22 protein-coding genes are annotated in these 21,733 nt (G+C 72.3%); 17 read left to right on the top strand and 5 right to left on the bottom strand.

Annotated elements, in window-relative coordinates; translation table 11 throughout:
• Positions 1 to 6: 6 nt before the first annotated feature.
• Entirely contained in the window at positions 7 to 753 is a 747-nt protein-coding gene (locus FCL41_RS15555; protein ID WP_137064780.1) for a Fic family protein, read from the top strand.
• A 311-nt stretch (positions 754 to 1,064) separates the two neighbouring features.
• Here the strand turns inward: FCL41_RS15555 and FCL41_RS15550 are convergent, their stop codons facing one another.
• Entirely contained in the window at positions 1,065 to 1,859 is a 795-nt protein-coding gene (locus tag FCL41_RS15550; protein WP_137064781.1) for an HAD family hydrolase, read from the bottom strand.
• Positions 1,860 to 2,045: 186 nt separating this feature from the next.
• Here FCL41_RS15550 and ssd point away from each other — a divergent pair, with 186 nt between their 5' ends.
• From ssd to FCL41_RS15515, 7 genes are all read left to right on the top strand, one after another.
• Positions 2,046 to 3,122, top strand: coding sequence for a septum site-determining protein Ssd (gene ssd / locus FCL41_RS15545; RefSeq protein WP_170970174.1), 1,077 nt, complete (start codon positions 2,046 to 2,048; stop codon positions 3,120 to 3,122).
• Positions 3,119 to 4,267 (top strand): TadA family conjugal transfer-associated ATPase, encoded by a 1,149-nt coding sequence (locus FCL41_RS15540; RefSeq protein WP_137064783.1) that lies wholly within the window; start codon positions 3,119 to 3,121, stop codon positions 4,265 to 4,267. Before ssd ends, FCL41_RS15540 begins: the two co-directional genes overlap by 4 nt.
• An 8-nt stretch (positions 4,268 to 4,275) precedes the next feature.
• A complete protein-coding gene (locus FCL41_RS15535) occupies positions 4,276 to 4,929 on the top strand; it encodes a type II secretion system F family protein (protein ID WP_137064784.1) in 654 nt (217 codons plus the stop codon).
• Entirely contained in the window at positions 4,926 to 5,639 is a 714-nt protein-coding gene (locus tag FCL41_RS15530) for a type II secretion system F family protein (protein ID WP_170970175.1), read from the top strand. Before FCL41_RS15535 ends, FCL41_RS15530 begins: the two co-directional genes overlap by 4 nt.
• Positions 5,640 to 5,764: 125 nt before the next feature.
• Positions 5,765 to 6,001 (top strand): DUF4244 domain-containing protein, encoded by a 237-nt coding sequence (locus FCL41_RS15525; protein ID WP_137064786.1) that lies wholly within the window; start codon positions 5,765 to 5,767, stop codon positions 5,999 to 6,001.
• A complete protein-coding gene (locus FCL41_RS15520; RefSeq protein WP_137064787.1) occupies positions 5,998 to 6,354 on the top strand; it encodes a TadE family type IV pilus minor pilin in 357 nt (118 codons plus the stop codon). Before FCL41_RS15525 ends, FCL41_RS15520 begins: the two co-directional genes overlap by 4 nt.
• Positions 6,351 to 6,704, top strand: a complete 354-nt coding sequence (locus FCL41_RS15515; RefSeq protein WP_137064788.1) for an Rv3654c family TadE-like protein — start codon at positions 6,351 to 6,353, stop codon at positions 6,702 to 6,704. Before FCL41_RS15520 ends, FCL41_RS15515 begins: the two co-directional genes overlap by 4 nt.
• 85 nt (positions 6,705 to 6,789) lie before the next feature.
• Here FCL41_RS15515 and FCL41_RS15510 read toward each other — a convergent pair whose 3' ends face one another.
• On the bottom strand, positions 6,790 to 7,068 hold the full coding sequence (locus tag FCL41_RS15510) for a hypothetical protein (RefSeq protein ID WP_137064789.1): 279 nt from the start codon (positions 7,066 to 7,068) through the stop codon (positions 6,790 to 6,792).
• Between the two features lie 72 nt (positions 7,069 to 7,140).
• A complete protein-coding gene (locus FCL41_RS15505) occupies positions 7,141 to 9,468 on the bottom strand; it encodes a DEAD/DEAH box helicase (protein ID WP_239021678.1) in 2,328 nt (775 codons plus the stop codon).
• A 126-nt stretch (positions 9,469 to 9,594) separates the two neighbouring features.
• On the opposite strand from FCL41_RS15505, the gene FCL41_RS15500 reads away from it, so the two are divergent.
• The 4 genes from FCL41_RS15500 (at position 9,595) to FCL41_RS15485 (ending at position 14,805) form a co-directional block, all read left to right on the top strand.
• Positions 9,595 to 9,930 carry an STAS domain-containing protein gene (locus FCL41_RS15500; protein WP_137064790.1) on the top strand — a complete coding sequence of 112 codons (336 nt, stop codon included), beginning with the start codon at positions 9,595 to 9,597 and terminating at the stop codon, positions 9,928 to 9,930.
• A 234-nt stretch (positions 9,931 to 10,164) separates the two neighbouring features.
• Complete coding sequence (locus FCL41_RS15495; protein ID WP_137064791.1) at positions 10,165 to 12,468, top strand: sodium-translocating pyrophosphatase; 2,304 nt, start codon at positions 10,165 to 10,167, stop codon at positions 12,466 to 12,468.
• A 110-nt stretch (positions 12,469 to 12,578) separates the two neighbouring features.
• Entirely contained in the window at positions 12,579 to 13,118 is a 540-nt protein-coding gene (locus tag FCL41_RS15490) for a hypothetical protein (protein ID WP_137064792.1), read from the top strand.
• 142 nt (positions 13,119 to 13,260) lie between these two features.
• Positions 13,261 to 14,805 carry a helix-turn-helix transcriptional regulator gene (locus FCL41_RS15485; protein WP_137064793.1) on the top strand — a complete coding sequence of 515 codons (1,545 nt, stop codon included), beginning with the start codon at positions 13,261 to 13,263 and terminating at the stop codon, positions 14,803 to 14,805.
• A gap of 29 nt (positions 14,806 to 14,834) precedes the next feature.
• On the opposite strand, the gene FCL41_RS15480 is transcribed toward FCL41_RS15485, so the two are convergent.
• The gene (locus tag FCL41_RS15480) at positions 14,835 to 15,659 is read right to left on the bottom strand and encodes a hypothetical protein (protein ID WP_137064794.1); all 825 of its coding nucleotides are present in this window, start codon (positions 15,657 to 15,659) and stop codon (positions 14,835 to 14,837) included.
• Positions 15,660 to 15,883: 224 nt separating this feature from the next.
• On the opposite strand from FCL41_RS15480, the gene FCL41_RS15475 reads away from it, so the two are divergent.
• Entirely contained in the window at positions 15,884 to 17,389 is a 1,506-nt protein-coding gene (locus tag FCL41_RS15475; protein ID WP_137064795.1) for a DUF7059 domain-containing protein, read from the top strand.
• A gap of 9 nt (positions 17,390 to 17,398) precedes the next feature.
• Here FCL41_RS15475 and FCL41_RS15470 read toward each other — a convergent pair whose 3' ends face one another.
• Positions 17,399 to 17,965 (bottom strand): cupin domain-containing protein, encoded by a 567-nt coding sequence (locus tag FCL41_RS15470; protein WP_137064796.1) that lies wholly within the window; start codon positions 17,963 to 17,965, stop codon positions 17,399 to 17,401.
• Between the two features lie 76 nt (positions 17,966 to 18,041).
• Between FCL41_RS15470 and FCL41_RS15465 the strand changes: the two genes are divergently transcribed.
• The 4 genes from FCL41_RS15465 (at position 18,042) to FCL41_RS15450 (ending at position 21,564) form a co-directional block, all read left to right on the top strand.
• Positions 18,042 to 18,689 carry a TetR/AcrR family transcriptional regulator gene (locus FCL41_RS15465; RefSeq protein WP_212723057.1) on the top strand — a complete coding sequence of 216 codons (648 nt, stop codon included), beginning with the start codon at positions 18,042 to 18,044 and terminating at the stop codon, positions 18,687 to 18,689.
• Between the two features lie 87 nt (positions 18,690 to 18,776).
• Positions 18,777 to 19,727: a phosphatase PAP2 family protein gene (locus tag FCL41_RS15460; RefSeq protein WP_137064798.1), complete on the top strand. Its 951-nt coding sequence runs from the start codon at positions 18,777 to 18,779 to the stop codon at positions 19,725 to 19,727.
• A 30-nt stretch (positions 19,728 to 19,757) separates the two neighbouring features.
• The gene (locus FCL41_RS15455) at positions 19,758 to 19,946 is read left to right on the top strand and encodes a hypothetical protein (protein ID WP_137064799.1); all 189 of its coding nucleotides are present in this window, start codon (positions 19,758 to 19,760) and stop codon (positions 19,944 to 19,946) included.
• A 169-nt stretch (positions 19,947 to 20,115) separates the two neighbouring features.
• Positions 20,116 to 21,564 carry an MFS transporter gene (locus FCL41_RS15450; RefSeq protein ID WP_212723058.1) on the top strand — a complete coding sequence of 483 codons (1,449 nt, stop codon included), beginning with the start codon at positions 20,116 to 20,118 and terminating at the stop codon, positions 21,562 to 21,564.
• The last annotated feature ends 169 nt before the right edge of the window (positions 21,565 to 21,733 follow it).

Below are 21,733 nucleotides of genomic sequence, written 5' to 3'. Positions count from 1 at the left end.
GGTGGCGTGAGCACCGATCCCCTCGCCTGGCTGGCCGAACTCGAGGGCGTGGCCTCCGCGTACGCCGCTACCCGCGACGGCATCGACGTCATGCTCCGCGACCGCGGCCTGCGCCAGACCGACCCGGCCACCACCGCCGAGGCGCTCGCGATCGGCGCGCACGCCTCCGCCGTGCTGGAGGGGTCGACCTCCACGATCGAGGACATCTCCGAGGGCCGCGGCGACGAGGTTGCCCAGGACGCGCTGCGCCTGTCGGCCTCGGTGCTCTCGCTGACCCCCCAGCTCAAGCAGTCCCCGCTCCAGGTCTTCGCCCGGCTGCACGCCGTGGCCGCCGCCAACGCACTGCCCGCCGACGCGCTCGGGCGCCCGCGCGACGCGGAGTCGGCGCAGCGCCTGCAGGGGCTGGCCGAGGTGGTGCTCGGCTCGACCGAGGTGCCGGCCCTGCTCCTGGCTGCGGTCGTGCACGCCGACATCGCCACGGTCGCACCCTTCGCCTCGCACAACGGGATCGTGGCGCGGGCCGCGGAGCGCCTCGTGCTGGTGGCGCGCGGCGTCGACCCGAAGTCGCTGATGGTGCCCGAGGCCGGTCACCTGGCGCTGCGGGCGGAGTACGAGTCCAACCTGCGCGGCTACGCGACCGGCACCCAGCGCGGCGTGCACGCGTGGGCGCTGTACGCGGCCGAGGCGTACGCGAAGGGCATGGAGCTGAGTCCGCTGCGCCCGGTGAAGAGGCCACGCCGAGAACGCGGCTGACGGTGGAGTGCGAACGCGGCTGACGGCTCCGCGCATGCGAACGGCACCCGTCCGTGAGAGCCGGGTGCCGCCGCTGACACGTGAAACTGGGATAGCAAGCGTGCAGTTTCATGTAGTGACCCGCGGAGTCCGCCTGGTCAGCGCCCTTTCGAAGGGATGGTCGCCGCGTGGGTACTCAGTTCACGTGCTTTCGGGAATTCCTTGCACCCCTGTATACGCCTCTTGCGTCGCACCTTCAAGGGTTGACTTCGGGGCGCGACGGTGGCGCAATGGGGCGGCCCGGAGGTCGAGAGAGGGCGTACGCGCCCGCCTCAGACGTCGCGCGGCCGCCGACGCGAGTTGGCCCAGACGTAGCCGCCGAAGGCGACCGCCCCGCCCACCGCGAGCGCTGCCAGCGTGGGGCGTGAGACCTTGGCGCGGCTGCTCAGGCCGACCGGGCGGCTGAAGACGAGGACGGGCCACTCCTTCTCCTCGGCCACCTTCTTCAGCTCCTTGTCGGGGTTGACCGCGAAGGGGTGGCCGACCACCTCGAGCATCGGGACGTCGGTGACCGAGTCGCTGTAGGCGTAGCACTCGGCAAGGTCGTAGCCCGCCTCCTCGGCGAGGTCGCGGATCGCGCGAGCCTTCTCCTCGGCGTAGACGTAGCGGGTGATGCCGCCGGTGTACTTGCCGTCCTCAGAGATCTCCAGCTCGGTGGCGACGACGCCGTCGGCACCCAGGAGCTGGCCGATCGGACCGACCACGTCGAGGCCGGAGGCGGAGACGATGATGACGTCGCGCCCGGCCTCCTTGTGGTCCTCGATGAGGGTGACCGCCTCGTCGTAGACCAGCGGGTCGACGACGTTGTGCAGGGTGTCGGCCACGATCTCGCGGACCGTGGCGACGTCCCAGCCAGTGACCAGGCCGGAGAGGAACTCGCGCAGCTTGTCCATCTGGTCGTGGTCGGCGCCGCCGACCGCGAAGACGAACTGGGCGTAGGCCGACCGCAGCATGGCGCGCTTGGTGATCAGTCCGCCATCGGCGAAGTGGCGGCTGAACGCAAGGGTGCTCGACGCGGCGATGATCGTCTTGTCGAGATCGAAGAAGGCCGCTGCTGGGCGGTGCATGGATTCATCGTAGGCACGCGAATGTCACTGGCGGGTCACAGTTGAGTGGCTGGTGGAGGAATGTGGCGTGCGCCACGTCACATTCCTGGCGGCCGCTGGACCTCCACAGGAGGGGCTTTGGGGCCCGCTCCACAGCCGCGGTCGGGGGTGTCGGCGCCGGTGGTGTGGGGTCGACAGGGTCGGTGCATGAGGTTCGGGGAGAGGTCTGGGGAGAGGAGCGAGGAGCACCCGCACGCAGCCGATGTGCTCGTGGTCTCGCAGGACGCGGCGCTCGTGGACGAGGTGCAGCGGTGCGCCGCAGGGGCCGGGCGCACGGTCGAGGTGCCGCCGGTGGCCGAGGCGTTGCAGCGGTGGCCGTCGGCGGGGCTGGTGCTGGTGGGTGACGACGCGCTCGGAGGCGCTCTGGCGGCGGGGCCACGCCGTCGCTCCGGCGTGCACCTGCTCTGTCGCGGAGCCCCGCTGACCGAGCACTACCGCGTCGGGGTCGGGCTCGGCGTCGAGAGCGTGACGGGCCTCGACGAGCTGCGCGACTGGCTGGGCGACCTGCTCCAGGAGCGCGCCGCAAGTGGCCCGCCCGGACGGGTGGTTGCGCTCGTGCCCGGATCGGGCGGGGCGGGCGCCACCACCACCGCGGCTGGGTTGGCCCAGGTGGCCGGGCGTCGGGGACTGAGGGTGATGGCACTCGACTGCGATCCGTGGGGTCCGGGGCTCGACCGCGTGGTCGGGGTGGACGAACGCTCGGGTCTCGGATGGCCGGAGATCGTCGCCTCACCCGGTCGGATCGCCTCGACCTCGTTGGCCCAGGCCGTGCCGCGCCACGACGGCATCGGGCTGGTCGTCGGTGCCGCGGAGCCCCTGCCCCCGTCGGTGGCACGCGACGTCGTGGAGGCGGCGCGGCGCGGTCACGACCTGGTGGTGGTGGACCTGCCGCGCGGCCAGGTGGCGCTGGCTCGCGAGGTGCTCGCGCGATCCGACCGACGGCTGCTGGTGGCGCTGCCGTCCGTGGCCGGCCTTGCAGCCGCCTCGCGGCAGGTGGTGGAGATCGGAGCAGGGACGGAGGTGGTCGCGCGCCGTGGAGGACTCGGCGACGACGCCGTGCGCAGCGCCACCGGTGCCCCACTCCTCACCCGCCTGCCCACCCGCCGCGGGCTCGACGAGGCCGTCGACCTGGGGCTCGGGCCGGTGCCGTCACGGCGAGGTGCCTGGGCGCGGGCGCTCGGCGCCCTGTTGGACGAGGTGCTGCTCGACGAGGGGACGCGATGAGCGTGGAGATGGCCGACGCGGTCCGCGACGACCTGGTCCGCCACGGGGGTGAGCTCACGCCGCACCGGATCGCGCGCGCCCTGCAACGACTCGGGTTGCCGGTCAGCGCAGCGGCCGTCAGCGACGTGCACGAGCACGTCCTGCGCACGGCGCACGGGCTCGGCCCCCTCGCCCCGCTGGTCGCCGACCCGGCCGTCACCGACGTCCTGGTCAACGGGCCCGGGCCGGTCTGGGTCGACCGCGGTCGCGGCATCGAGGCCACCGACGTGGTCCTGACCTCGGAGGACGAGGTCCGACGCATCGCGCAACGACTCGCCGCGCGAGGCGGGCGGAGACTCGACGACGCGTCGCCGTTCTGCGACGTACGCCTGCCGGAGGGGGCGCGCTTCCACGCCGTGCTGGCGCCGCTCGCCCATCCCGGCACGGCGGTCTCGCTACGGATCCCCCGGGCGCGGAGCTTCACGCTCGACGAGCTGGTGGAGGCCGGCACGGTGACGCCGCCAGGGGCGCGGCTGCTGCGTGACCTGGTCGCCGGCCGGCTGGCGTACCTCGTCAGCGGTGGCACGGGGAGCGGAAAGACCACGCTGCTCACCACGCTGCTCGGCCTGGTGCCGCCCGACGAGCGGATCGTGGTCGTCGAGGACTCCGCCGAGCTGCGCCCCGACCACCCCATGGTCGTGGGGCTGGAGGCGCGCCCGGCCAACACCGAGGGCAGCGGTGAGGTGTCGCTGCGCACCCTCGTGCGACAAGCCCTGCGCATGCGGCCCGACCGGCTGGTGGTGGGGGAGGTGCGCGGTGCCGAGGTGGTCGACCTGCTGGCCGCGATGAACACCGGCCACGAGGGTGGTTGCGGCACGCTCCACGCCAACTCCGCCGAGCAGGTGCCGGCGCGCATCGAGGCGTTGGCGGCTCCCGCCGGGATCGACCGGGCCGCGGCCGCCGCCCAGTTCGTGGCCGCCGTCGACGTGCTGCTCCACGTCACGCGCGGGGCGGACGGACGGCGTCGGCTGGCCCAGGTCGCAGTGCCCCGGTTGGGCGACCGTGGTGCGGAGGCGCTCTGGGCCCTGGAGTTCGGGCGCGACGGCCGGGTCCGCGAAGGACCCGGAGCCGGGTTGTTCGCCGATCGGCTGGAGGGGCGGCGGTGAGTGGGGCAATGAGTGGGATCGCGGGCTGGGTGGCGGCCGTGGCGCTGGGCTGCGCGGTCCTCCTGGTGCGTCCCGTCCGCCCGGTGGGCAGTCGCCCGCGCAGGATCACCTGGCAGCTCCCTCGTCGGGCGCGTGCCGAACGACTGGCGCGGTCGGCGCGGGCCGGGGAGGCGTGCAGCGTGCTCGCCGAGGAGCTGCGGGTCGGACGCGACCCCGGCTCTGCCCTGCGCTGGGCGAGCGAGGTCTGCCCCGAGCTGGGGCCGGTGGTCCAGGCGTACGACCTGGGTGCCGACGTGCCCGCCGCGCTGCGACGCACCGGGGTGGTGCCCCTGGCGCGGATCGCGGGAGCGTGGCAGGTGGCGCACCGCAGCGGACAAGGGCTGGCCGACGCCCTCGAGGCGGTCGCCGAGGAGCTGCGGCGCGAGGCGGCCACGCGCCGGGTCGTCAGCGCCGAGCTCGCGTCGGCCCGTGCCACCGCGCGCATGCTGGTCGGGCTGCCGGTGCTCGCCCTGGTCGTCGTGACGTGGAGCGGAGCCGAGCCGTGGCGGTTCTTCCTCGGCGGCGTCGGGGGAGCACTGTGCGGTCTGGCGGGACTGGCACTGATGGCCGCCGGCCTCGTCTGGATCGAACGGATCGCCGACGCGGTCGAGGCCCGGGCGTGAGCGCGGTGGTGGCGGCGACGGCGTGGGCCGTCGCGCTGCTGCTCCTCGGCCGCCCTCACCCTCCGCGGCCCCGCGTTGCGCGTCCCGGTGGCGGCGCGCAGTCGTCGCGGGTGGCCCGGGTCCTGCTGTGCCTGGGTGCAGGGGCGGTGGCGGGTCTGGCGCTCGCTGGTCCGCGCCCGGCGGCCCTCGTGTGGACCGTGGTGGTCGCCCTGGGGTGCGGGTGGGTCCTGCGACGTGGGCCAGCGCTCGTCGCGCAGCGTGCCGACCGGCAGGTGGCGCGCGACCTGCCCCACCTCGTCCTCCTGCTCGGAGCGGGGTTGCGGGCCGGCGCGTCCCCCACAGCCGCGCTGACGGCGGCCTGCGAGGCGAGTCCCGGCCCCGTGGCGGAGCGGTTGCGGCCGGTGACGTCACGCCTGGCGTGGGGTACCGACCCAGCCGAGGTCTGGGACGAGCTGGCGCGTGACCCGGTGCTCGGTCCGCTGGGACGACGGCTGGCGCGCTCCCACCGCACCGGCGCCGCGGTCTCCGACGCGGTGGCCGAGCTCGCCCGTGACCTGGCCGCGCGACGGCGTACGGAGGTCGAGGACCTCGCCCGCACCGTCGGCGTGCGCGCCGCCCTGCCTCTGGGGCTGTGCCTGCTCCCGGCCTTCCTGCTGCTCGGGATCGTCCCTGTGGTGGCCGGACTGGTGAGCAGCTTGTCGTGGGGTTGAGCGCCGTGAGTCGTGCACACCACGGACGCGGCCCGCGAGCAGTGGATGAGCGCCAGCAGGGGTGCTCCGCGGTGGCGAAGGTGGAGAAGGGCCGAACACGCGGCCGCAACACCAAGGAGGCAACGATGGCAGGACAGCATGACCGCGACGCAGGGCCAGTCGGGCGGGCGCAGGTCGGGCGGGCGCAGGTCGAGGGGCCGCGCAGCTCCGAGGAGGGCATCACCACGGCGGAGTACGCCGTCGGAACGGCGGCCGGAGCAGGCTTCGCCGGTCTCCTCTTCGCCATGCTCACCGGTGGCTTCGGCGACAAGCTGCTGAAGACGCTCTTCGACCACGTGCTCTCGCTGCTGGGTCTGGGATGAGGCGCGGGGAGCATGGCGCGGTCACCGCCGAGATCGCCCTGGGGCTGCCGCTGCTCGGGGCGCTGACCGTGGGGCTGGTGTGGCTGCTCTCCGCGGGCACCGCCCAGGTGAGGGCCGTCGACGCGGCGCGCGAGACCGCGCGGGCGGTCGCCCGCGGCGACGCGGTCGCCGACGCGGTCGAGGTGGGGGAGCGGATCGCCCCCACCTCGGCCCGCGTGGCCGTCGCCCACGAGGGCGGTCATGTACGCGTCCGGGTCACCGCCCGGGTGCGCGGACCGGGTGGCCTCTTCGCGTCCTTGCCGGCCGTGCCGATCGACGCCGAGGCCGTCGCCGTGCTGGAGGGTGCCCCATGACCCGCGACCAGCGCGCGGGCGAGCGCGGGGCCGGCACCATCCTGGTGCTGACCGCGGCCACCGTCCTGCTGACCCTCGCCGTGGTCATGGCTGCGTGCGTGGGGCTGCTGCACGCCCACCGCAAGGCCCAGGCAGCCGCCGACCTGGCGGCCCTGGCGGGTGCGTCCGCGCTGCAGAAGGGAGAGGACGGCTGCGGGCGCGCGGAGGAGGTGGCTGCGCTCAACGGTGCCCGGCTCGTACGCTGCCGCGTCACCGATCGGCGGGTGCGCGTGGTCGCCGGCGTACGCGGCCCCGCATGGGGCGGTTTCGACGACGAGCTGCTCGGCCAGGCGGAGGCGGGGCCGGCATGAGTGGCGACCGCGACCCAGGGACCTGGGGTTGAGTGGCCCGGCTGGGGATCGGTGGGGACCGACTGGGGGTCGGGAGCCAGCAGCGTCAGGGGCCCACGTCGGGGCTGGTCGGCGGCGTCGCGGGCTGGCCACCTTGGCGGCGCAGCTCGTGGCGCTCCTTGCGAGCGGCGATGCTGCGACGCGTGCCCCACTTGAGGATCACGAAGCCCCAGAGCAGGCAGATCCCGGCGCCCAGGCCGACCAGGAAGATCGTCAGCGCGGTGAGGTCCATACCGAGCAGCTCGGCCGACCCCTCGGAGACGAAGAGCGCCGCGAGCACCGCGATCAGCCCCACCACAATGAGCACCAGTCCGAGAGCCACCATGCTCTTGACGCTACTGACTCATCGCGCCCGAGAGAAGAGGTTTCCGCCTCCGGCTGCCGCACAGCCCTGCCCTCACGCCTCGCGTGGCGCCCCCGCGAGCAGCACGTCCAGCAACCGCAGCGCCCCGGCCTTGTCGAGCGGGTTGTTCTGGTTGCCGCACTTGGGCGACTGGATGCAGGAGGGGCAGCCCTCGAAGCACTCGCACGCCGCGATGGCGTCACGGGTCGCGGTGAGCCAGCGCCGGGCGGCGTGGAACCCGCGCTCCGCGAAACCGGCACCGCCCGGGTGGCCGTCGTGGACGAAGACGGTCAGCACCCCGGTGTCGGGGTGGCGGGCGGTGGAGACGCCGCCGATGTCCCAGCGGTCGCAGGTCGCGAAGAGGGGGAGCAGTCCGATGGAGCAGTGCTCGGCGGCGTGGGCGGCACCGGGCAGGTCCACCGCGTCCAGACCGGCGGCCTCGAGGGCGTGGTCCGGCACGGTCCACCAGACCGACGTCGTACGCAGCGTGCGCGCCGGCAGGTCGAGCGGGTGCTCGGCGACGACCTCGCCGGAGGGCTGACGGCGTACGAGGTAGGAGACGACCTGGCTGGTGACGTCGACGTCGCCGAAGTGCAACGTGCAGTCGCCCCACGGGACCCGCTCGCGGGTCGCGGCGATGGTGATGTCGGTGGTCTCGCGCGCCGACGTGGAGAAGTCGACGTCGCGCCGGGTGATGACGGCCAGGCAGTCGTCGAGGTCGAGCTCCTCCACCAGCCAGGTCTCGCCCCGGTGCACGTAGACCGCGCCGGGGTGGGCGGTGCTGTGGACGGATGCGGCGTCGACGGTACCGACCACGCGCCCGCTCTCGGCCTCCATCAGCGAGAACGCGGCGCCGCCGGTGGAGCGGATGTCGGTGTGGTCGCTGGGGCGCGAGGAGTCGGTCCAGAACCAGCCCTTCGGCCGCTTGCGCAGCAGGCCGGCGGCGACGAGCCCGTCGACCACCGCGCGCGCCTGGGGTCCGAAGAGGTCGAGGTCAGCCTCGGTCAGCGGGATCTCATGGGCGGCGGCGCAGAGCTGCGGCGCGAGCACGTACTGGTTGTCCGGGTCGAAGGCCGTGGCCTCCACCGGGGCGCCGAGCAGGGCCTGCGGGTGCGCGACCAGGTAGGTGTCGAGGGGGTCGTCGCGGGCCACCAGGACCGCCATCGCGTCCTGGCCGTCGCGTCCGGCCCGCCCGACCTGCTGCCACAGCGCGGCGCGGGTGCCGGGGAAACCGGCGATCAGCACCGCGTCGAGCCCGGAGATGTCGATGCCGAGCTCGAGCGCGTTGGTCGCGGCCAGCCCGGTGAGTCGACCGGCCCGCAGCGACTCCTCCAGCTCACGGCGCTCCTCCGGCAGGTAGCCGCCGCGGTAGGAGGCCACCCGGCCGGGCAAGGAGGGGTCCACGTCGGCGAGCAGCTCGCGCGCTCGGACGGCGACCTGCTCGGCGCCGCGCCGCGAGCGTACGAACGCCAGGGTGGCGACGTCCTCGGCGACGAGGTCGGCCAGCAGGTCGGCGGTCTCGGAGGAGGCGGCGCGGCGCACGGGGGCGCCGTTCTCACCGGCGTACGAGGTCAGCGGCGGCTCCCACAGCCCGATCGAGACCCGTCCGCGCGGGGAGTGGTCGGCCGTCAGGGCCAGGTGGTCGAGGCCGGTGAGCCGGCGGGCGGCCACCTCGGGCTCGGCCACCGTCGCCGAGCAGAGCACGAAGGTGGGGGACGCGCCGTACGAGGCGGCGATGCGCCTCAGACGCCGCAGCACCTGGGCGACGTGGGCGCCGAAGACGCCGCGGTAGTGGTGGCACTCGTCGACCACCACCCACTGGAGCTTGGCGAGGAAGCGCGCCCAGCGGTGGTGCGAGGGGAGGAGGGAGCGGTGCAGCATGTCGGGGTTGGTGAGCAGGTACTCACCGTGGTCGCGCGCCCAGTCGCGTTGCTCGCGGCTGCTGTCGCCGTCGTGCGTCGTGACGCGTACGCCCGTGCGCAGCGCCGTCAGCCCGGCGAGCTGGTCCTGGGCGAGCGCCTTGGTCGGGGAGAGGTAGAGGGCGGTGGCGCCCCGCTCGTCGCGCGACCCCCGCGCGCCGAGGATGCCGGAGAGCACCGGCACCTGGTAGGCGAGCGACTTGCCCGACGCGGTGCCGGTCGCGAGCACCACGTGGTCGCCGGCGTGGACCGCCTCCGCGGCGAGCACCTGGTGGAGCCACGGGTCGGTCACCCCTCGCGCCTCGAAGGCGTGGCGCACCGTCGGGTCGACCCACTCGGGCCACGGCGCCACCGTCGCCTCGCGCGCCGGCAGCACCTCGAGGTGTCGCAGCCGCTCCTCACGTCCAGGAACGGCGGCGAGGCGCTCGACGACGTCGGCGATGCGGTGGTCAGTGGGGGGCACGACACCAGTCTGTCTGGTGGGGGCGACGGTTTTGCCTCGGCGTTTGTTAGCCTGCCGTAAGCCACTCGGGTCGAGCCCGAGAGGTGGCTCGGCATGGGGCCGGGTGCGAACCGGGAGGAGCACACCATGGACCTGACGCTGGACGCCCAGGAAAAGGGCGGTCGGACCGTCATCTCCGTCGGGGGCGAGATCGACGTCTACACGGCCCCCAAGCTGCGCGACACGATCACCGACCTCGTGGCGGCAGGTGCCTACGACCTCGTCGTCGACCTGAGCGCCGTCGAGTTCCTCGACTCCACCGGTCTCGGTGTGCTGGTCGGCGGCCTCAAGAAGGTCCGCTCCCACGACGGGTCCATGTCGCTGGTGTGCGCGCAGGACCGTCTGCTCAAGATCTTCCGGATCACGGGCCTCGCGAAGGTCTTCGACATCCACCCTGACCAGGAGACCGCGCTGGCCCAGTGAGTGGTCCTCGACCGCTCCTGCTGGCGACGCTGGCTCCTCGATCCACCCGCACCCGCGTACCCCCGGTACGCGGGTGCGGTCATTTTCCGACCGTTCCCTTCCGGACCCTGCCGCAGGCGTCCCCACGTTTCCCCACGTTGACAGGCGCACCCACGTGAAAATTGGGGCTGGCGTGAGGTAGGTCACACCTGCGTAGAGTGTCGAGGCATCCGACACCCAGCCACGGAGGCGCAGATGACGGTTCTTGCTGCAGCAGTCGACGGACCCACCCCCGAGCTCTCGGGCGGCAACCTTGCCCTGGTGGTCGTCGTGCTGGTGATCGCGCTCGCCGCGCTCGCGATGGCGGCGTTCTTCCGGTCCCAGGTGCTGGCGGCCCATGAAGGCACCGAGGGCATGAAGACGATCGCCCTGGCGGTCCAGGAGGGCGCCAACGCCTACCTGGCTCGGCAGTTCCGCACCCTGGCTGTCTTCGCGGTCATCGCCTTCCTCGTCCTCCTCGCCCTCCCCGCGGCCGACATGGGCGTGCGGATCGGGCGCTCCGTCTTCTTCCTCCTGGGGGCCGGTTTCTCGTCCGCCATCGGCTACCTCGGCATGTCGCTGGCCGTGCGGGCCAACCTGCGCGTCGCGGCCGCCGCCGACACCGAGGGCCGCGAGGCCGCCATGACGGTGGGCTTCCGCACCGGCGCCTTCGTCGGCATGGCCACCGTCGGCCTGGGCCTGCTGGGCGCCAGCTCCGTCGTGCTGATCTTCCGTGACGAGGCCGCCCACGTCCTGGAGGGCTTCGGGTTCGGGGCCGCCCTGCTCGCCATGTTCATGCGTGTCGGCGGCGGCATCTTCACCAAGGCCGCCGACGTCGGCGCCGACCTCGTCGGCAAGGTCGAGCAGAACATCCCTGAGGACGACCCCCGCAACGCCGCCACCATCGCCGACAACGTCGGCGACAACGTGGGTGACTGCGCCGGCATGGCCGCCGACCTCTTCGAGTCGTACGCCGTCACGCTGGTCGCCGCGCTCATCCTCGGGTCGCAGGCCTTCGGCGACGCCGGCCTCGTCTACCCGCTGCTGATCCCGGCAGTCGGAGCGCTGACGGCCGTGCTCGGCATCATGCTGACCAAGGCGAAGGCCGGGGAGAACGGCCTGAAGACCATCAACCGGGCCTTCTACATCTCCTCCGCCGTCGGAGCCCTGGGCTGCGTCGTCCTCTCCTACGTCTTCCTCCCCTCCTCGTTCGGTGGGTTCGACAACGTCACCGGCGCCGACATGGCCGACGCCTCGGGCGACCCGCGCCTGATCGCCTCGGCCGCGGTCCTCATCGGCGTGGTCATGGCCGCCGCGATCCTGACGCTCACCGGCTTCTACACCGGCACCGAGCACCGACCGGTCCGCGAGATCGGACGGACGTCGGAGACGGGTGCGGCCACCGTGATCCTGTCGGGCCTGAGCGTCGGCTTCGAGTCGGCGGTCTACACGACGCTGGTGATCGGCGCCGCGGTCTTCGGAGGTTTCCTGCTGGGTGGCGCGACGCTCACCGTGTCGCTCTTCGCCGTGGCCCTGGCCGGCTGCGGACTCCTCACCACCGTGGGCGTGATCGTCGCGATGGACACCTTCGGACCGGTCTCCGACAACGCCCAGGGCATCGCCGAGATGTCCGGCGACGTCTCCCCGGAGGGCGCGCAGATCCTCACCGAGCTCGACGCGGTCGGCAACACCACCAAGGCCATCACCAAGGGCATCGCGATCGCCACCGCCGTGCTGGCGGCGACCGCGCTGTTCGGGTCGTACGCCACCTCGGTCTCCATCGCCTTCACCGAGTCCGGCGCGACGGAGGCCCTCGACTTCACCGTCTTCAGCCCCGTGATCCTGGTCGGCGTGCTGCTCGGTGGTGCGGTGGTCTTCCTCTTCTCGGGCCTGGCGATCAACGCCGTCGCCCGCGCAGCCGGGGCCGTGGTGGTGGAGGTACGCCGCCAGTTCCGCGAGATCCCCGGCATCATGGAGGGCACTGGTCGCCCGGAGTACGGCAAGGTCGTCGACATCGTCACCCGCGACTCGCTGCGGGAGCTGGTCACGCCCGGCGTACTGGCGGTGATGGCCCCGGTCGCGGTCGGGTTCGGCCTCGGGGTCGAGGCGCTGGCCGGGTTCCTGGCGGGCGCGATCGGCACCGGCACGTTGATGGCGGTCTTCCTGGCCAACTCCGGCGGCGCGTGGGACAACGCCAAGAAGCTGGTCGAGGACGGCCACCACGGCGGCAAGGGGTCGGAGGCCCATGCGGCCGTCGTCATCGGCGACACCGTGGGTGACCCCTTCAAGGACACTGCCGGTCCCGCGATCAACCCGTTGCTCAAGGTGATGAACCTGGTGTCGCTGATCATCGCGGGCACAATCGTCCAGCTCTCGATGGGCGCCGACGAAAACATGGTGCTGCGCTACGGCATCGCCGCGGTGGCCGTCGTCGTGATCATCGGTGTGGTGGCCTCGTCCACGAGTCGGGAGAGCGGCATGGCGACACGGTCAGAGGCCCGTCACCAGTCCGTGAGCTGAGGCCGCGTACGTCCGGCGGGGCGGGATTCGGTCTACCTCGCGGTGCCCTGACCCTCTAGGGTCGTCGCGAGCGGGGCGGACAGCGCCCCGAGGAGAGGGAGCCCCGTCCAATGAAGCTGCGCATCCGATCGATGGCCCTGGTGCCGGTCCTCGCGCTCGTCCTGTCCGCGTGTGGTGGCGCCTCGGAGGAGGACTACGTCGACTCGATGAGCTCCGGGCTCTCGTCCGCCGAGACCCAGCCGCTGACCAAGTCGCAGGCCGACTGCGTCGCCGAGAGGTTCGTCGACCGCGTCGGCGTCGATCGCGTGTCCGACGAGTACGACCCCGAGGACTTCGAGCGCGACGCCGCGCAGCTCACCTTCGAGGAGCTCGACCTCACGGAGGCCGAGGCCAACGAGCTCTTCGACGACTTCGTCGACTGCGGAGTCGACATGCGCGACCGGGTCATCACCGAGCTGGGCGACAGCGAGCTCGCGCTGCCCGAGGGGATGATGGACTGCCTCGAGGGCAAGATCAGCGAGGACCAGGTGCGCAGCCTCTTCGTCCCGCTGATGCGCACGGGCGAGACCTCGCTCGACGCCGGCTCGCAGAAGAAGATGGAGAACGCCATCGTCAACTGCTACGAGACGATCATCCAGAACCAGGGCTGACGCTCGCACGCAGCAGCACGCCGTGTGGCCCACCTCTCCGAGGGCGGGCGACGCGGCGTGTTGGCCGTCCGGCGGCGCCACGGCGACTGCTAGGGTGCCCGTTCTCTCGGGGCTGAGCAGCCTTGCAGACGAGGAGCGGTCCGTGCTGGACGACGACGTGTCGTGTGCCTTCGAGCCGACCCCCGGGGCCCTGGCCTTCGGGGACCACCTCGAGGCAGGCCGGCTCGACGACGCCTTCGAGCTGCTCGAGCAGCACTGGTTGGAGCTCTGGTACGCGTTCGATCCCTCCGACCTCCGGAGGCTGCTCGAGAAGTACGCGGTCGGTCGGGTCGCCGGCTCCGGCCTGGTGCAGCTCGCCGGGCTGACGGGCGCCGACGTCCGCGACCTCGTGCTTCCCCGACGCCGCCACGGTCTCCCGGAGCGCGCCCGCGACAGGCTCGGTCTCATCGGCCAACGCGCGGGTGACCTCAGGGTCCGGGGCAGGGCGGTGGCGTCGCTGGAGATGCTGCGACGGTGCGAGCCGGAGGTGCGTGCCCTGCGCGGGGTCTTGGTGGACACCACCGACGGTGAGGCGAACATGTGGTTGCTCCAGATGGGGATCAGTGCCCTCCTCGCCGGCGACCTCGGCTCGTCGCGGTCGTCCCTGCTGCTGGCCACCGCTCCGCGCCGCCCCGTACGTTTCCCGTTCCTCGCCCGCGACGCCGCGCTCAAGCTGGCTCTGGCCCATGCGCTGGCAGGAGATGTCGCAGACGCGCGTCAGTGGCGGGAACAGGCGCAGGCCATCGAGCGGACCAACAGCTGGGTCGAGGCACTCGTCGACGACACCGGGTGGTTGGTCGACTACCTCTGCTGCCTCGAGGGACTGGAGCTCGAGCGGGCCGAGGAGATGCGCAGGAGCAAGCCGTCGCCCCTGGCGCACCTGGAGTTCTGGTCGGTGGCGCTCCATGCCCAGGTGCAGCACCTGGTGCTGACCCGGCGTGGAGCCCGGGCTGTTGACCTGTGTGAGGACGTGGCCGCCGCGGGACTGCCCGTGGCGGGCGCGGACGGATGGCAGGCGGTCGCGTTGGACGAGGCTCGGCTCATGTGTCGGCCAGCCGGTCCCCCGCGGCCGGACGAGGCCAGCTCGACCAGCCCTCGCGTGGTCCTGGCTCGCCGGCGCGACCTCTACGCGGTCTCGCTCCTGGACGAGCTGACGGTCTCCCACCCCGCTGAGGACCTCGACTCGTGCAGTGACCTCCGCGCAGCGCTCGCCCTGCGACTGCTCCGGGCGCAGGCGTTGATCGGGACCGGCCGTGAGGACGAGGGCTGGTCGCTCTTGGTCGGCACCTTGAGCCAGGTCCTCGAGCGAGGGCTGCTGACCCAGCTGTGCTACTTGAGCCCTCGTACGCTCGACATGGTGGCGCAGAGCCCGCTGGGCCAGGACCCGGTGCTGCAGCGGGCTGCGGCACTGGTCGAGGAGCACGACCTCCCCCTCGTGGAGGTGGTCGAGCCCCTCGACGGGCAGCTCAGCCCCGCCGAGGTCACCGTCCTGCGGCTGCTTCGCCAGGGGCGTACGCGCCAGCAGATGGCCGAGGAGCTGTACCTGTCACCCAACACAATCAAGACGCAGCTGGCGTCGGCCTACCGCAAGCTGCGGGTCAAGACCCGGGCCGAGGCCGTGGTGAAGGCCAAGCGGCTGGGCATCTGAGCGCCTGGGCATCTGACGCGGCGCACGCGTCAGGCGCAGGTCTCCACGTCGAAGGTCATCGAGGAGATGAAGACCGCGTGGATGCCGTTGCTGACGAGCGGACGGTTGTACCCGTTGAAGAAGGTCATCTGCACCTGCTGGAGCGCGGTGCTGCCGTAGTCGAGGGTGACGTTGCCCTCGCCGCTGGTGGCGTTGTCGACCGCTCCCAGCGAATCGGGCCGGTGCCAGGGGTCGCTCTGGGTGCCGGACCCCAGCAGAGACGTGGTCGCGGTGGGAGCACCCGAGACGTAGACGCGGTCGCGGTACTGGCGGCTGTTGGCCGGGTTGGTGCCCTGCCAGTAGTTGTCGACGTCCGTGACGGAGAACCTGAGGTTCTTGACCTCTTCGGAGAAGGTGAACGTGACGGTCTGGCGGTGGTCGTGCACGTTCTGGCCAGCCCCCGGGTTGGCGGTCGACTGGTTCTGCTGCTGCAGCAGCGTCAGGCCGCGAGCGCCGGTGCCGCCGACGGTGTCGCTGCTGATCTGCATGTTCATCAGCGGGTTCTGCGCTGCCGCCACCATGTTGCCGAAGAACTGACGCGTCACGGTCAACGTCACCGCGGGTGCTCCCGGGGTGCCCGAGACCGCGGGGATGGTGCCGCGGGTGGCGTTCTGGTTCGTGGCGTCCGGCGTCCACATGGCCGCGGACCACGAGACGGTGTGGCTCGTCGTCACGCAGCGTGACGCGGCGTACGCCGGTGCGGCCCCAGCCACGGTGATCGCCGGGACCGTCCAGGCGGCAGCGCCCAGGACCGTTCGCCGGGTGGGCGTGAGGGTGCTGGCGGTGGTGGGGGACGGGGCGGCGGGGGATGTCACGACGAGACCTTTCGGAAGCGGGGAGGGGCCGGGCAGCGGCCTCCGTCCGATCCTTGGCCCGCGTCGAGGCGGGACGGGTCCGATCGCGTGCCGTTCACCCTCGCGTTCACCCTTCGAGGGCGTCCCGCACCCGTTTCGTGTGAGCGGGCCCACGCCACCTCCGCCACGGGCACGCGGCGCTGTCCCTGGCGCAGGTCGGCAGCGATCCCTGCGAGGATGGACCCATGTCTGGTCAGCCTGTCGAACGCCTCGACGACGCTCAGTTGCCCCACCTCCTGCGTGACGCCCTCGGGGCCGCCTCGTTCACGTACGACTCGGTGGCCGACGTGCTCGGTGTCCGCGCCCACGAGGCGCTGGGGCGCAACGAGACCACGCCCGGCGAGCGGGCCACCCGCGGCGGCAGCCCGTTGGAGACGTTGACCCGCCTCTTCACCCTCCAGCGCCCGGTCACCCGTGACCACGCCGAGGCGGCGCTGCCGGGGCTGCTCTCCCGGCTCGCCGGCGCGGGCGTGGTGGAGGTCTCCGGCGACGAGGTGCGCGCGAGGCTGGACGTACGCCCCTACGCCACCGACGACGCGGGCGAGGAGGCAGGAGCGGGCGACCGCTGGATCCTCTCCGACCTCACCCCCGGCATGGACGGTCGGCCCAACCAGGTCGACGGCGACTACGTGCTCGGCATCAGCCCGGCGTCGACCTCGCTGGCGCAGCTCACCATGCGTACGCCCGTGGGCCGCTCCCTCGACCTCGGCACCGGCTGCGGGGTCCAGGCGCTCCACCTCGCCGCGCACAGCGACGCCGTGGTGGCGACCGACGTCAACGCCCGTGCGCTCGCGATCACCCGCTTCAACATGGCGCTCAACGGCATCGACAACGTCGACGTGCGCGACGGCTCCTTCTTCGAGCCGGTGGCGGGCGAGAAGTTCGACCTGATCGCCACCAACCCGCCCTTCGTCATCTCCCCGGCCACCGGCGAGCGCCTCGTCTACCGCGACTCGGGCCTGCCCGGCGACCAGGTCGTCGAGCACGTCGTACGCCGCGGGGTCGAGCACCTCACCGACGGCGGCTGGCTCCAGGTGCTGGCCAACTGGGTCGTCGCCGAGGGCACCGACTGGGACGACCGGCTGGCCAGCTGGCTGCCTGAGGAGACGTCGGCGTTCGTGGTGCAGCGCGAGGTCCTCGACCCGGCTGCCTACGTCGAGCTGTGGCTCAAGGACGCCGGCCTGCACGGCGGCCCCGACTACCTGGCGCGCTACGACGCCTGGCTGGGCTGGATGGAGGCGCAGGGCATCGCCGGGGTCGGCTTCGGCTGGATCAACGTGCGCCGCGGCGGCACCGCCCGCGAGCTCGTCGAGTGGCCCTACGACGTCGAGCAGCCCATCGCCCCCGCGATCGAGGAGTGGGAGGCCACCCACGACGCGCTCGCCGGGGTGCACGACCTCGCCGAGGAGCGGCTGGTGCTGCGCCGCGACGTACGCCAGGAGACGCAGGGATCGCCCGGCGCGGAAGACCCGGAGACGATCGTGCTCCGTCAGCAGCGGGGCATGCGGCGCGCCCGCCAGGTCGACACCCTCGAGGCCGCGCTGGTCGGTGCCTGCGACGGCGACCTGACCGTGGGCCAGATCCTCGACGCGGTGGCCAGCCTCCTCGACTCCGACCCGGTCGCGGTGCGCGCCCAGGTGTTGCCGTCCGTACGCGAGATGGTCGCGGAAGGGTTCCTCGACCTGGCCTGACCGCGGTGGCTACTCCGGGATCCCCGGGCCGACGACCTCGAGGCCGTACCTCGGACCGACCTCGACCCACTTCGGCAGCTCGACCTCAGGGGACTGGCCGTCAGCGCCGGGGAGGCGCCGTTCTGCCGCGGGGATGCCGACCTCGTCGTAGAGACCCATCAGCCCGCCTGGTGCGGTGAAGGCCACGAACCGGGTCGGGCTGGTGCCGCGGATCCGGAAGGCGTGGGGCACGGTCGGCGGAAGGTAGATGAAGCATCCGTCGTCGAGCTCGTACGTCTCGTCGCCGGCGCGATAGCTGACCCGTCCCTCCAGGACGAGGAACGCCTCCGCCTCCTTCGTGTGCCGGTGCAGTGGCGTGGCGATCCCGGGCGGCTGGGTGACCAGCGAGACGCCGAGCCGCCCGCCGGTGTCGGAGGCGCTGACGAGGTGCTCGAAGAGCGATCCCATCGCCCAGGTCGCGGGCCCCTCGCCGGGTCGTCGGACGACCACCGATTCGGTCGTGGTGGCAGCCCTCGCTGCCGGTGCTGCCGCCTGTGTCGATGCCTGTGCCGTGCCGTTCCGCTCGTCCCCGCTCATGTCCGCCACCTCGTACTCAGTACGTCGCCGCCATATTGATCCGAAACTTCTTCGGATGTTTTGTACGCTCCTCGTCATGGGTGACGAAGTCAAGAGGTCCTACCGCCCGGGCAAGCGCGCCGAGAAGGCCGCCGCCACCCAGGCCGCGATCCTCGCCGCGGCCCGGGAGCAGTTCACGTCCCGGGGATACGCCGCCACGACGGTCGCCGACATCGCTGGGGCGGCTGGCGTCAACGTCGACACCCTCTACGCCACGGTCGGGCGGAAGCCCGTGCTCCTGCTGGCCGTCATCGACATGACACTCGCCGACGAGGACCACCCTGTCGTCGCCGAGCAGCGCGACTATGTGCGGGCCACGCTCGCCGCGCCCACCGCCCGGCTCAAGCTGACGACGTACGCCACGGCGTTGGGCCGCGTGATGCCCCGGGTCGCGCCGCTCTTCGACGCCTTGGCGCAGGCGGCGCTCAGCGACCCCGACTGTGCCGCGCTGCGTGACTCCATCGGGCAGCGTCGTCGGGCCAACATGGTGAAGCTGGCCGCTGACCTGCGCTCGACCGGGCAGGTGCGCGACGACCTCACCGACGACGAGGTGGCCGACCTGCTGTGGACGACGAACGCCCCCGAGTACTACGTCCTCACCGTCGCGCGGGGCTGGTCGCCGGCCACCTACGGCGAACGGTTGGCGGACCTGTGGACGCGGCTGCTCCTCGCGGAGTCGTCCTGACCCCGTCCCTGCGTGGGAAGAGGGGGAGCCAAGACCTCGCCCTCCGTGCCAAGGTGTTCCCCGACCCCGGACGTGAGGGAGGCTTGCATGGTGCAACTGACGGAGGAGCGGGCCCCGGCGATCACGTCTGCCCGGGTCCGCGTCCTGGCCCTCCTGGTCTGGGCGATCGCCCTGGCGGTGTGGGTCGGGAGCCTCGGTCCGCCGAAGCAGGTGCACCTCGCGATCTTCTGGCTCTGGCTGGCGACCATCGCCTGGAACGTCCGCGCGCCGATGCGCGTGCACCTCGCCTTCATCCGCGACTGGGCCCCGGCCGTCGCGGTGCTCACGCTCTACCTCTTCGGGCGGGGCCTCTCCGACGACCTGGGCATCGTCTCGGTCCACGTCACCGAGCCGATCACCGCCGACCGGTGGCTGTTCGGCGGGACCTTGCCCACGGCGTACCTCCAGGAGCACCTGTGCGGGGTGCCGTGCTCGCGCACCTCGCAACCCGCCTGGTACGACGTGGTCCTGACGACCGTGTACGTCTCCCACTTCTTCGTCGGGCTGGCCGTCGCGGTGGTGCTGTGGCTGCGTGACCGCGCCGAGTGGCTGCGCTACATCGTCCGCTACCTGAGCCTCAACCTGGTCGCCCTCGTCATCTACGTCCTCTACCCGATGGCGCCGCCGTGGATGGCCGCGCAGCAGGGTCACGTGCCCGACACGGTCGAACGCATCACCGCGCGTGGGTGGTACGACCTGAACCCGGTCGGGACGTGGCACCAGCGCTTCTCGGCGGTGGGCAACCAGGTGGCTGCCATGCCCTCGCTGCACGCCGCCATCGCCATCTTCGTCGCGGTCTACCTGATCAGCCGCTGGCGCTCGCCGTGGCGCTGGGCGCTGCTGCTCTATCCGGCGGCGATGTCGTTCATGCTCGTCTACTACGCCGAGCACTACGTGGTCGACATCATCGCGGGCGGGTTGGCCGTGGCCGTGGTCTGGTGGGGGTGCGCCGCCGCGGAGCGCTGGTGGGCGCGGAGGCGGCAGCGCGTCGCTGCCTGAGACCGTGCTCTTCGTGCGAGTGTGTGCGGCATGCGTGTGATCGTGATGATGCTCGTGGGAGCCATGTTCCTGTTCGTGGCCGGTGTCGTCCACGGCGGCCTGCGCAACAGCGCTGACCCCGAGCTCGTGCTGGGCTTCGCCTACGCGATCGGTGGCGTTGGGATCATGGCGATGGTGGCCGCCGGCGTGACGCTGGGCATTCGCCTGGCGCGGGACTGACGCGACCCGTGTTGCGTACGTCACCGCTCCGTCCGTGCGGATCCTGACGCCCCGGCGCGATAGTTTCTTCCCCTGACTCGGTTCGGACCGGGTGTTGGCACCCGCGCTGAGCGTGGTGTGTCCGAGGCTGGAAACCTCCAGAGCAGTCACGAATCCTCTGGAGTTTTGCGTGTCTTCAGCCCTGCCCAACCCCTCCACCCGCTGGTGGGCGCTCGTCGTCCTCGGCCTCACCCAGTTGATGGTGGTGCTCGACGGCACCATCGTCGCGATCGCGCTGCCGGCCGCCCAGGCCGAGCTCGGCATCGACGACAGCCAGCGCCAGTGGGTCGTCACGGCCTACGCGATCACCTTCTCCGCGCTGCTCCTGCTCGGCGGCCGCATCGCCGACTACTGGGGACGCAAGCGCACCTTCATGGTGGGCATGGTCGGTTTCGGCGCCGCCTCCGCGTGGGGCGGCCTGGCCCAGTCGGGCACCGAGCTGATCGCGGCGCGCGGACTCCAGGGCGTCTTCGCGGCGCTGCTGGCCCCCTCCGCGCTGGCGATGCTCTCCGTGCTCTTCCCGCGGGGTCGCGACCGCAACGTCGCCTTCGCCGTCTTCGGCATCATCGCGGGCACGGGTGCCGCGTTCGGCTTCCTGCTCGGTGGCGCGCTCACCCAGTACGCCGACTGGCGCTGGTGCCTGCTGGTCAACCTCTTCTTCGTGGTCGCCGGACTCATCGGCGGCAAGCTCCTGCTCGTCGAGAGCAAGGCCGAGGGCGACACCCGCTACGACCTCGTCGGCACCGTCCTGGTGGCGCTCGCGCTCGCCTCGCTGGTCTACGGCTTCGCGCTCGCCGAGCACGGCTGGCTCGAGGTCGACACCCTGGGCTTCCTGGCCGCCGGTGCCGTCCTGATGGTCGCCTTCCTGTGGTGGCAGACGCGCACGTCCCACCCGCTGCTGCCCCTGCGCGTCGTACGTGACCGCACGCGCGGCGGCGCCTTCCTGCTGCAGTCCTTCGTCGGCGTCGTCATGGTCGGCGCGATGCTCTTCCTGACCTTCCACTTCCAGATCGTGCTCGGCATGAGCCCGCTGGCTGCGGGCTTCGGCAACGTGGCGATGACCGTCGTGATCATGGCGACCGCGCCGATCTCGACCAAGCTCTTCACCACCTTCGGCCCGCGCATGGTGCTGACCGTGGGACCGCTGCTCGCGGCGGCGGGCCTCCTCTTCCTCAGCGGGATCACCGCCGAGGGCAGCTACTGGAGTGAGGTGCTGCCCGGGCTGGTCGTGATGGGCCTCGGCTTCTCGCTGATCTTCGTGCCGCTGCAGAACCTGGCCCTCTCGGGCGTCGACCCGCACGACGCCGGTGTCGCCTCGGCGTTCGCCAACGCCTCGATGCACGTCGGCGGCTCGGTCGCGGTGGCCGTCTTCACGGCGCTCTACACCTCGTCGGTGGCCGACGCCCTCGCCGAGGGCACGGGCCAGATGCCGGCCTTCGCGAACGCGTACGGCGACGTCTTCGTCGTGGCCGCCGGGGTCATGGTGCTCGGCGCGCTGACCTCGTACGTGCTCTTCCGCGGCCCGCGCGCGACGGTGGTGCCGGTGGGTGGCACGGAGGCTGTGGACGCCGCTCACTGAGCGCGCGTCCCGAGCAGGCGCCGTGTCTTGGTGTAGCTGTCGCCGACGATGACGAAGAGCGCCACGATGCCGGTGGCCCACACGTGAAGTCGTGACTTTTCACTCCAGGAGGGGGCAGCCCCGCTTCGCCAGAGATGGAGCTCCCACGGTCGTAGGGCCAGGCCGGGGC

Source organism: Nocardioides jishulii, assembly GCF_006007965.1.
Classification (GTDB): domain Bacteria; phylum Actinomycetota; class Actinomycetes; order Propionibacteriales; family Nocardioidaceae; genus Nocardioides; species Nocardioides jishulii.
The sequence above is the reverse complement of the archived record's forward strand: the minus strand, read 5'-3'. Positions and strand labels throughout refer to the sequence as shown.

Bases quoted from the DNA above. Each gene is read 5' to 3' on its own strand.
- FCL41_RS15550 (WP_137064781.1), bottom strand. From the start codon at position 1,859: ATGCACCGCCCAGCAGCGGCCTTCTTCGATCTCGACAAGACGATCATC.
- ssd (WP_170970174.1), top strand. From the start codon at position 2,046: ATGAGGTTCGGGGAGAGGTCTGGGGAGAGGAGCGAGGAGCACCCGCAC.
- FCL41_RS15540 (WP_137064783.1), top strand. From the start codon at position 3,119: ATGAGCGTGGAGATGGCCGACGCGGTCCGCGACGACCTGGTCCGCCAC.
- FCL41_RS15535 (WP_137064784.1), top strand. From the start codon at position 4,276: ATGAGTGGGATCGCGGGCTGGGTGGCGGCCGTGGCGCTGGGCTGCGCG.
- FCL41_RS15525 (WP_137064786.1), top strand. From the start codon at position 5,765: ATGGCAGGACAGCATGACCGCGACGCAGGGCCAGTCGGGCGGGCGCAG.
- FCL41_RS15520 (WP_137064787.1), top strand. From the start codon at position 5,998: ATGAGGCGCGGGGAGCATGGCGCGGTCACCGCCGAGATCGCCCTGGGG.
- FCL41_RS15515 (WP_137064788.1), top strand. From the start codon at position 6,351: ATGACCCGCGACCAGCGCGCGGGCGAGCGCGGGGCCGGCACCATCCTG.
- FCL41_RS15510 (WP_137064789.1), bottom strand. From the start codon at position 7,068: ATGGTGGCTCTCGGACTGGTGCTCATTGTGGTGGGGCTGATCGCGGTG.
- FCL41_RS15500 (WP_137064790.1), top strand. From the start codon at position 9,595: ATGGACCTGACGCTGGACGCCCAGGAAAAGGGCGGTCGGACCGTCATC.
- FCL41_RS15495 (WP_137064791.1), top strand. From the start codon at position 10,165: ATGACGGTTCTTGCTGCAGCAGTCGACGGACCCACCCCCGAGCTCTCG.
- FCL41_RS15490 (WP_137064792.1), top strand. From the start codon at position 12,579: ATGAAGCTGCGCATCCGATCGATGGCCCTGGTGCCGGTCCTCGCGCTC.
- FCL41_RS15475 (WP_137064795.1), top strand. From the start codon at position 15,884: ATGTCTGGTCAGCCTGTCGAACGCCTCGACGACGCTCAGTTGCCCCAC.
- FCL41_RS15470 (WP_137064796.1), bottom strand. From the start codon at position 17,965: ATGAGCGGGGACGAGCGGAACGGCACGGCACAGGCATCGACACAGGCG.
- FCL41_RS15465 (WP_212723057.1), top strand. From the start codon at position 18,042: ATGGGTGACGAAGTCAAGAGGTCCTACCGCCCGGGCAAGCGCGCCGAG.
- FCL41_RS15460 (WP_137064798.1), top strand. From the start codon at position 18,777: ATGGTGCAACTGACGGAGGAGCGGGCCCCGGCGATCACGTCTGCCCGG.
- FCL41_RS15455 (WP_137064799.1), top strand. From the start codon at position 19,758: ATGCGTGTGATCGTGATGATGCTCGTGGGAGCCATGTTCCTGTTCGTG.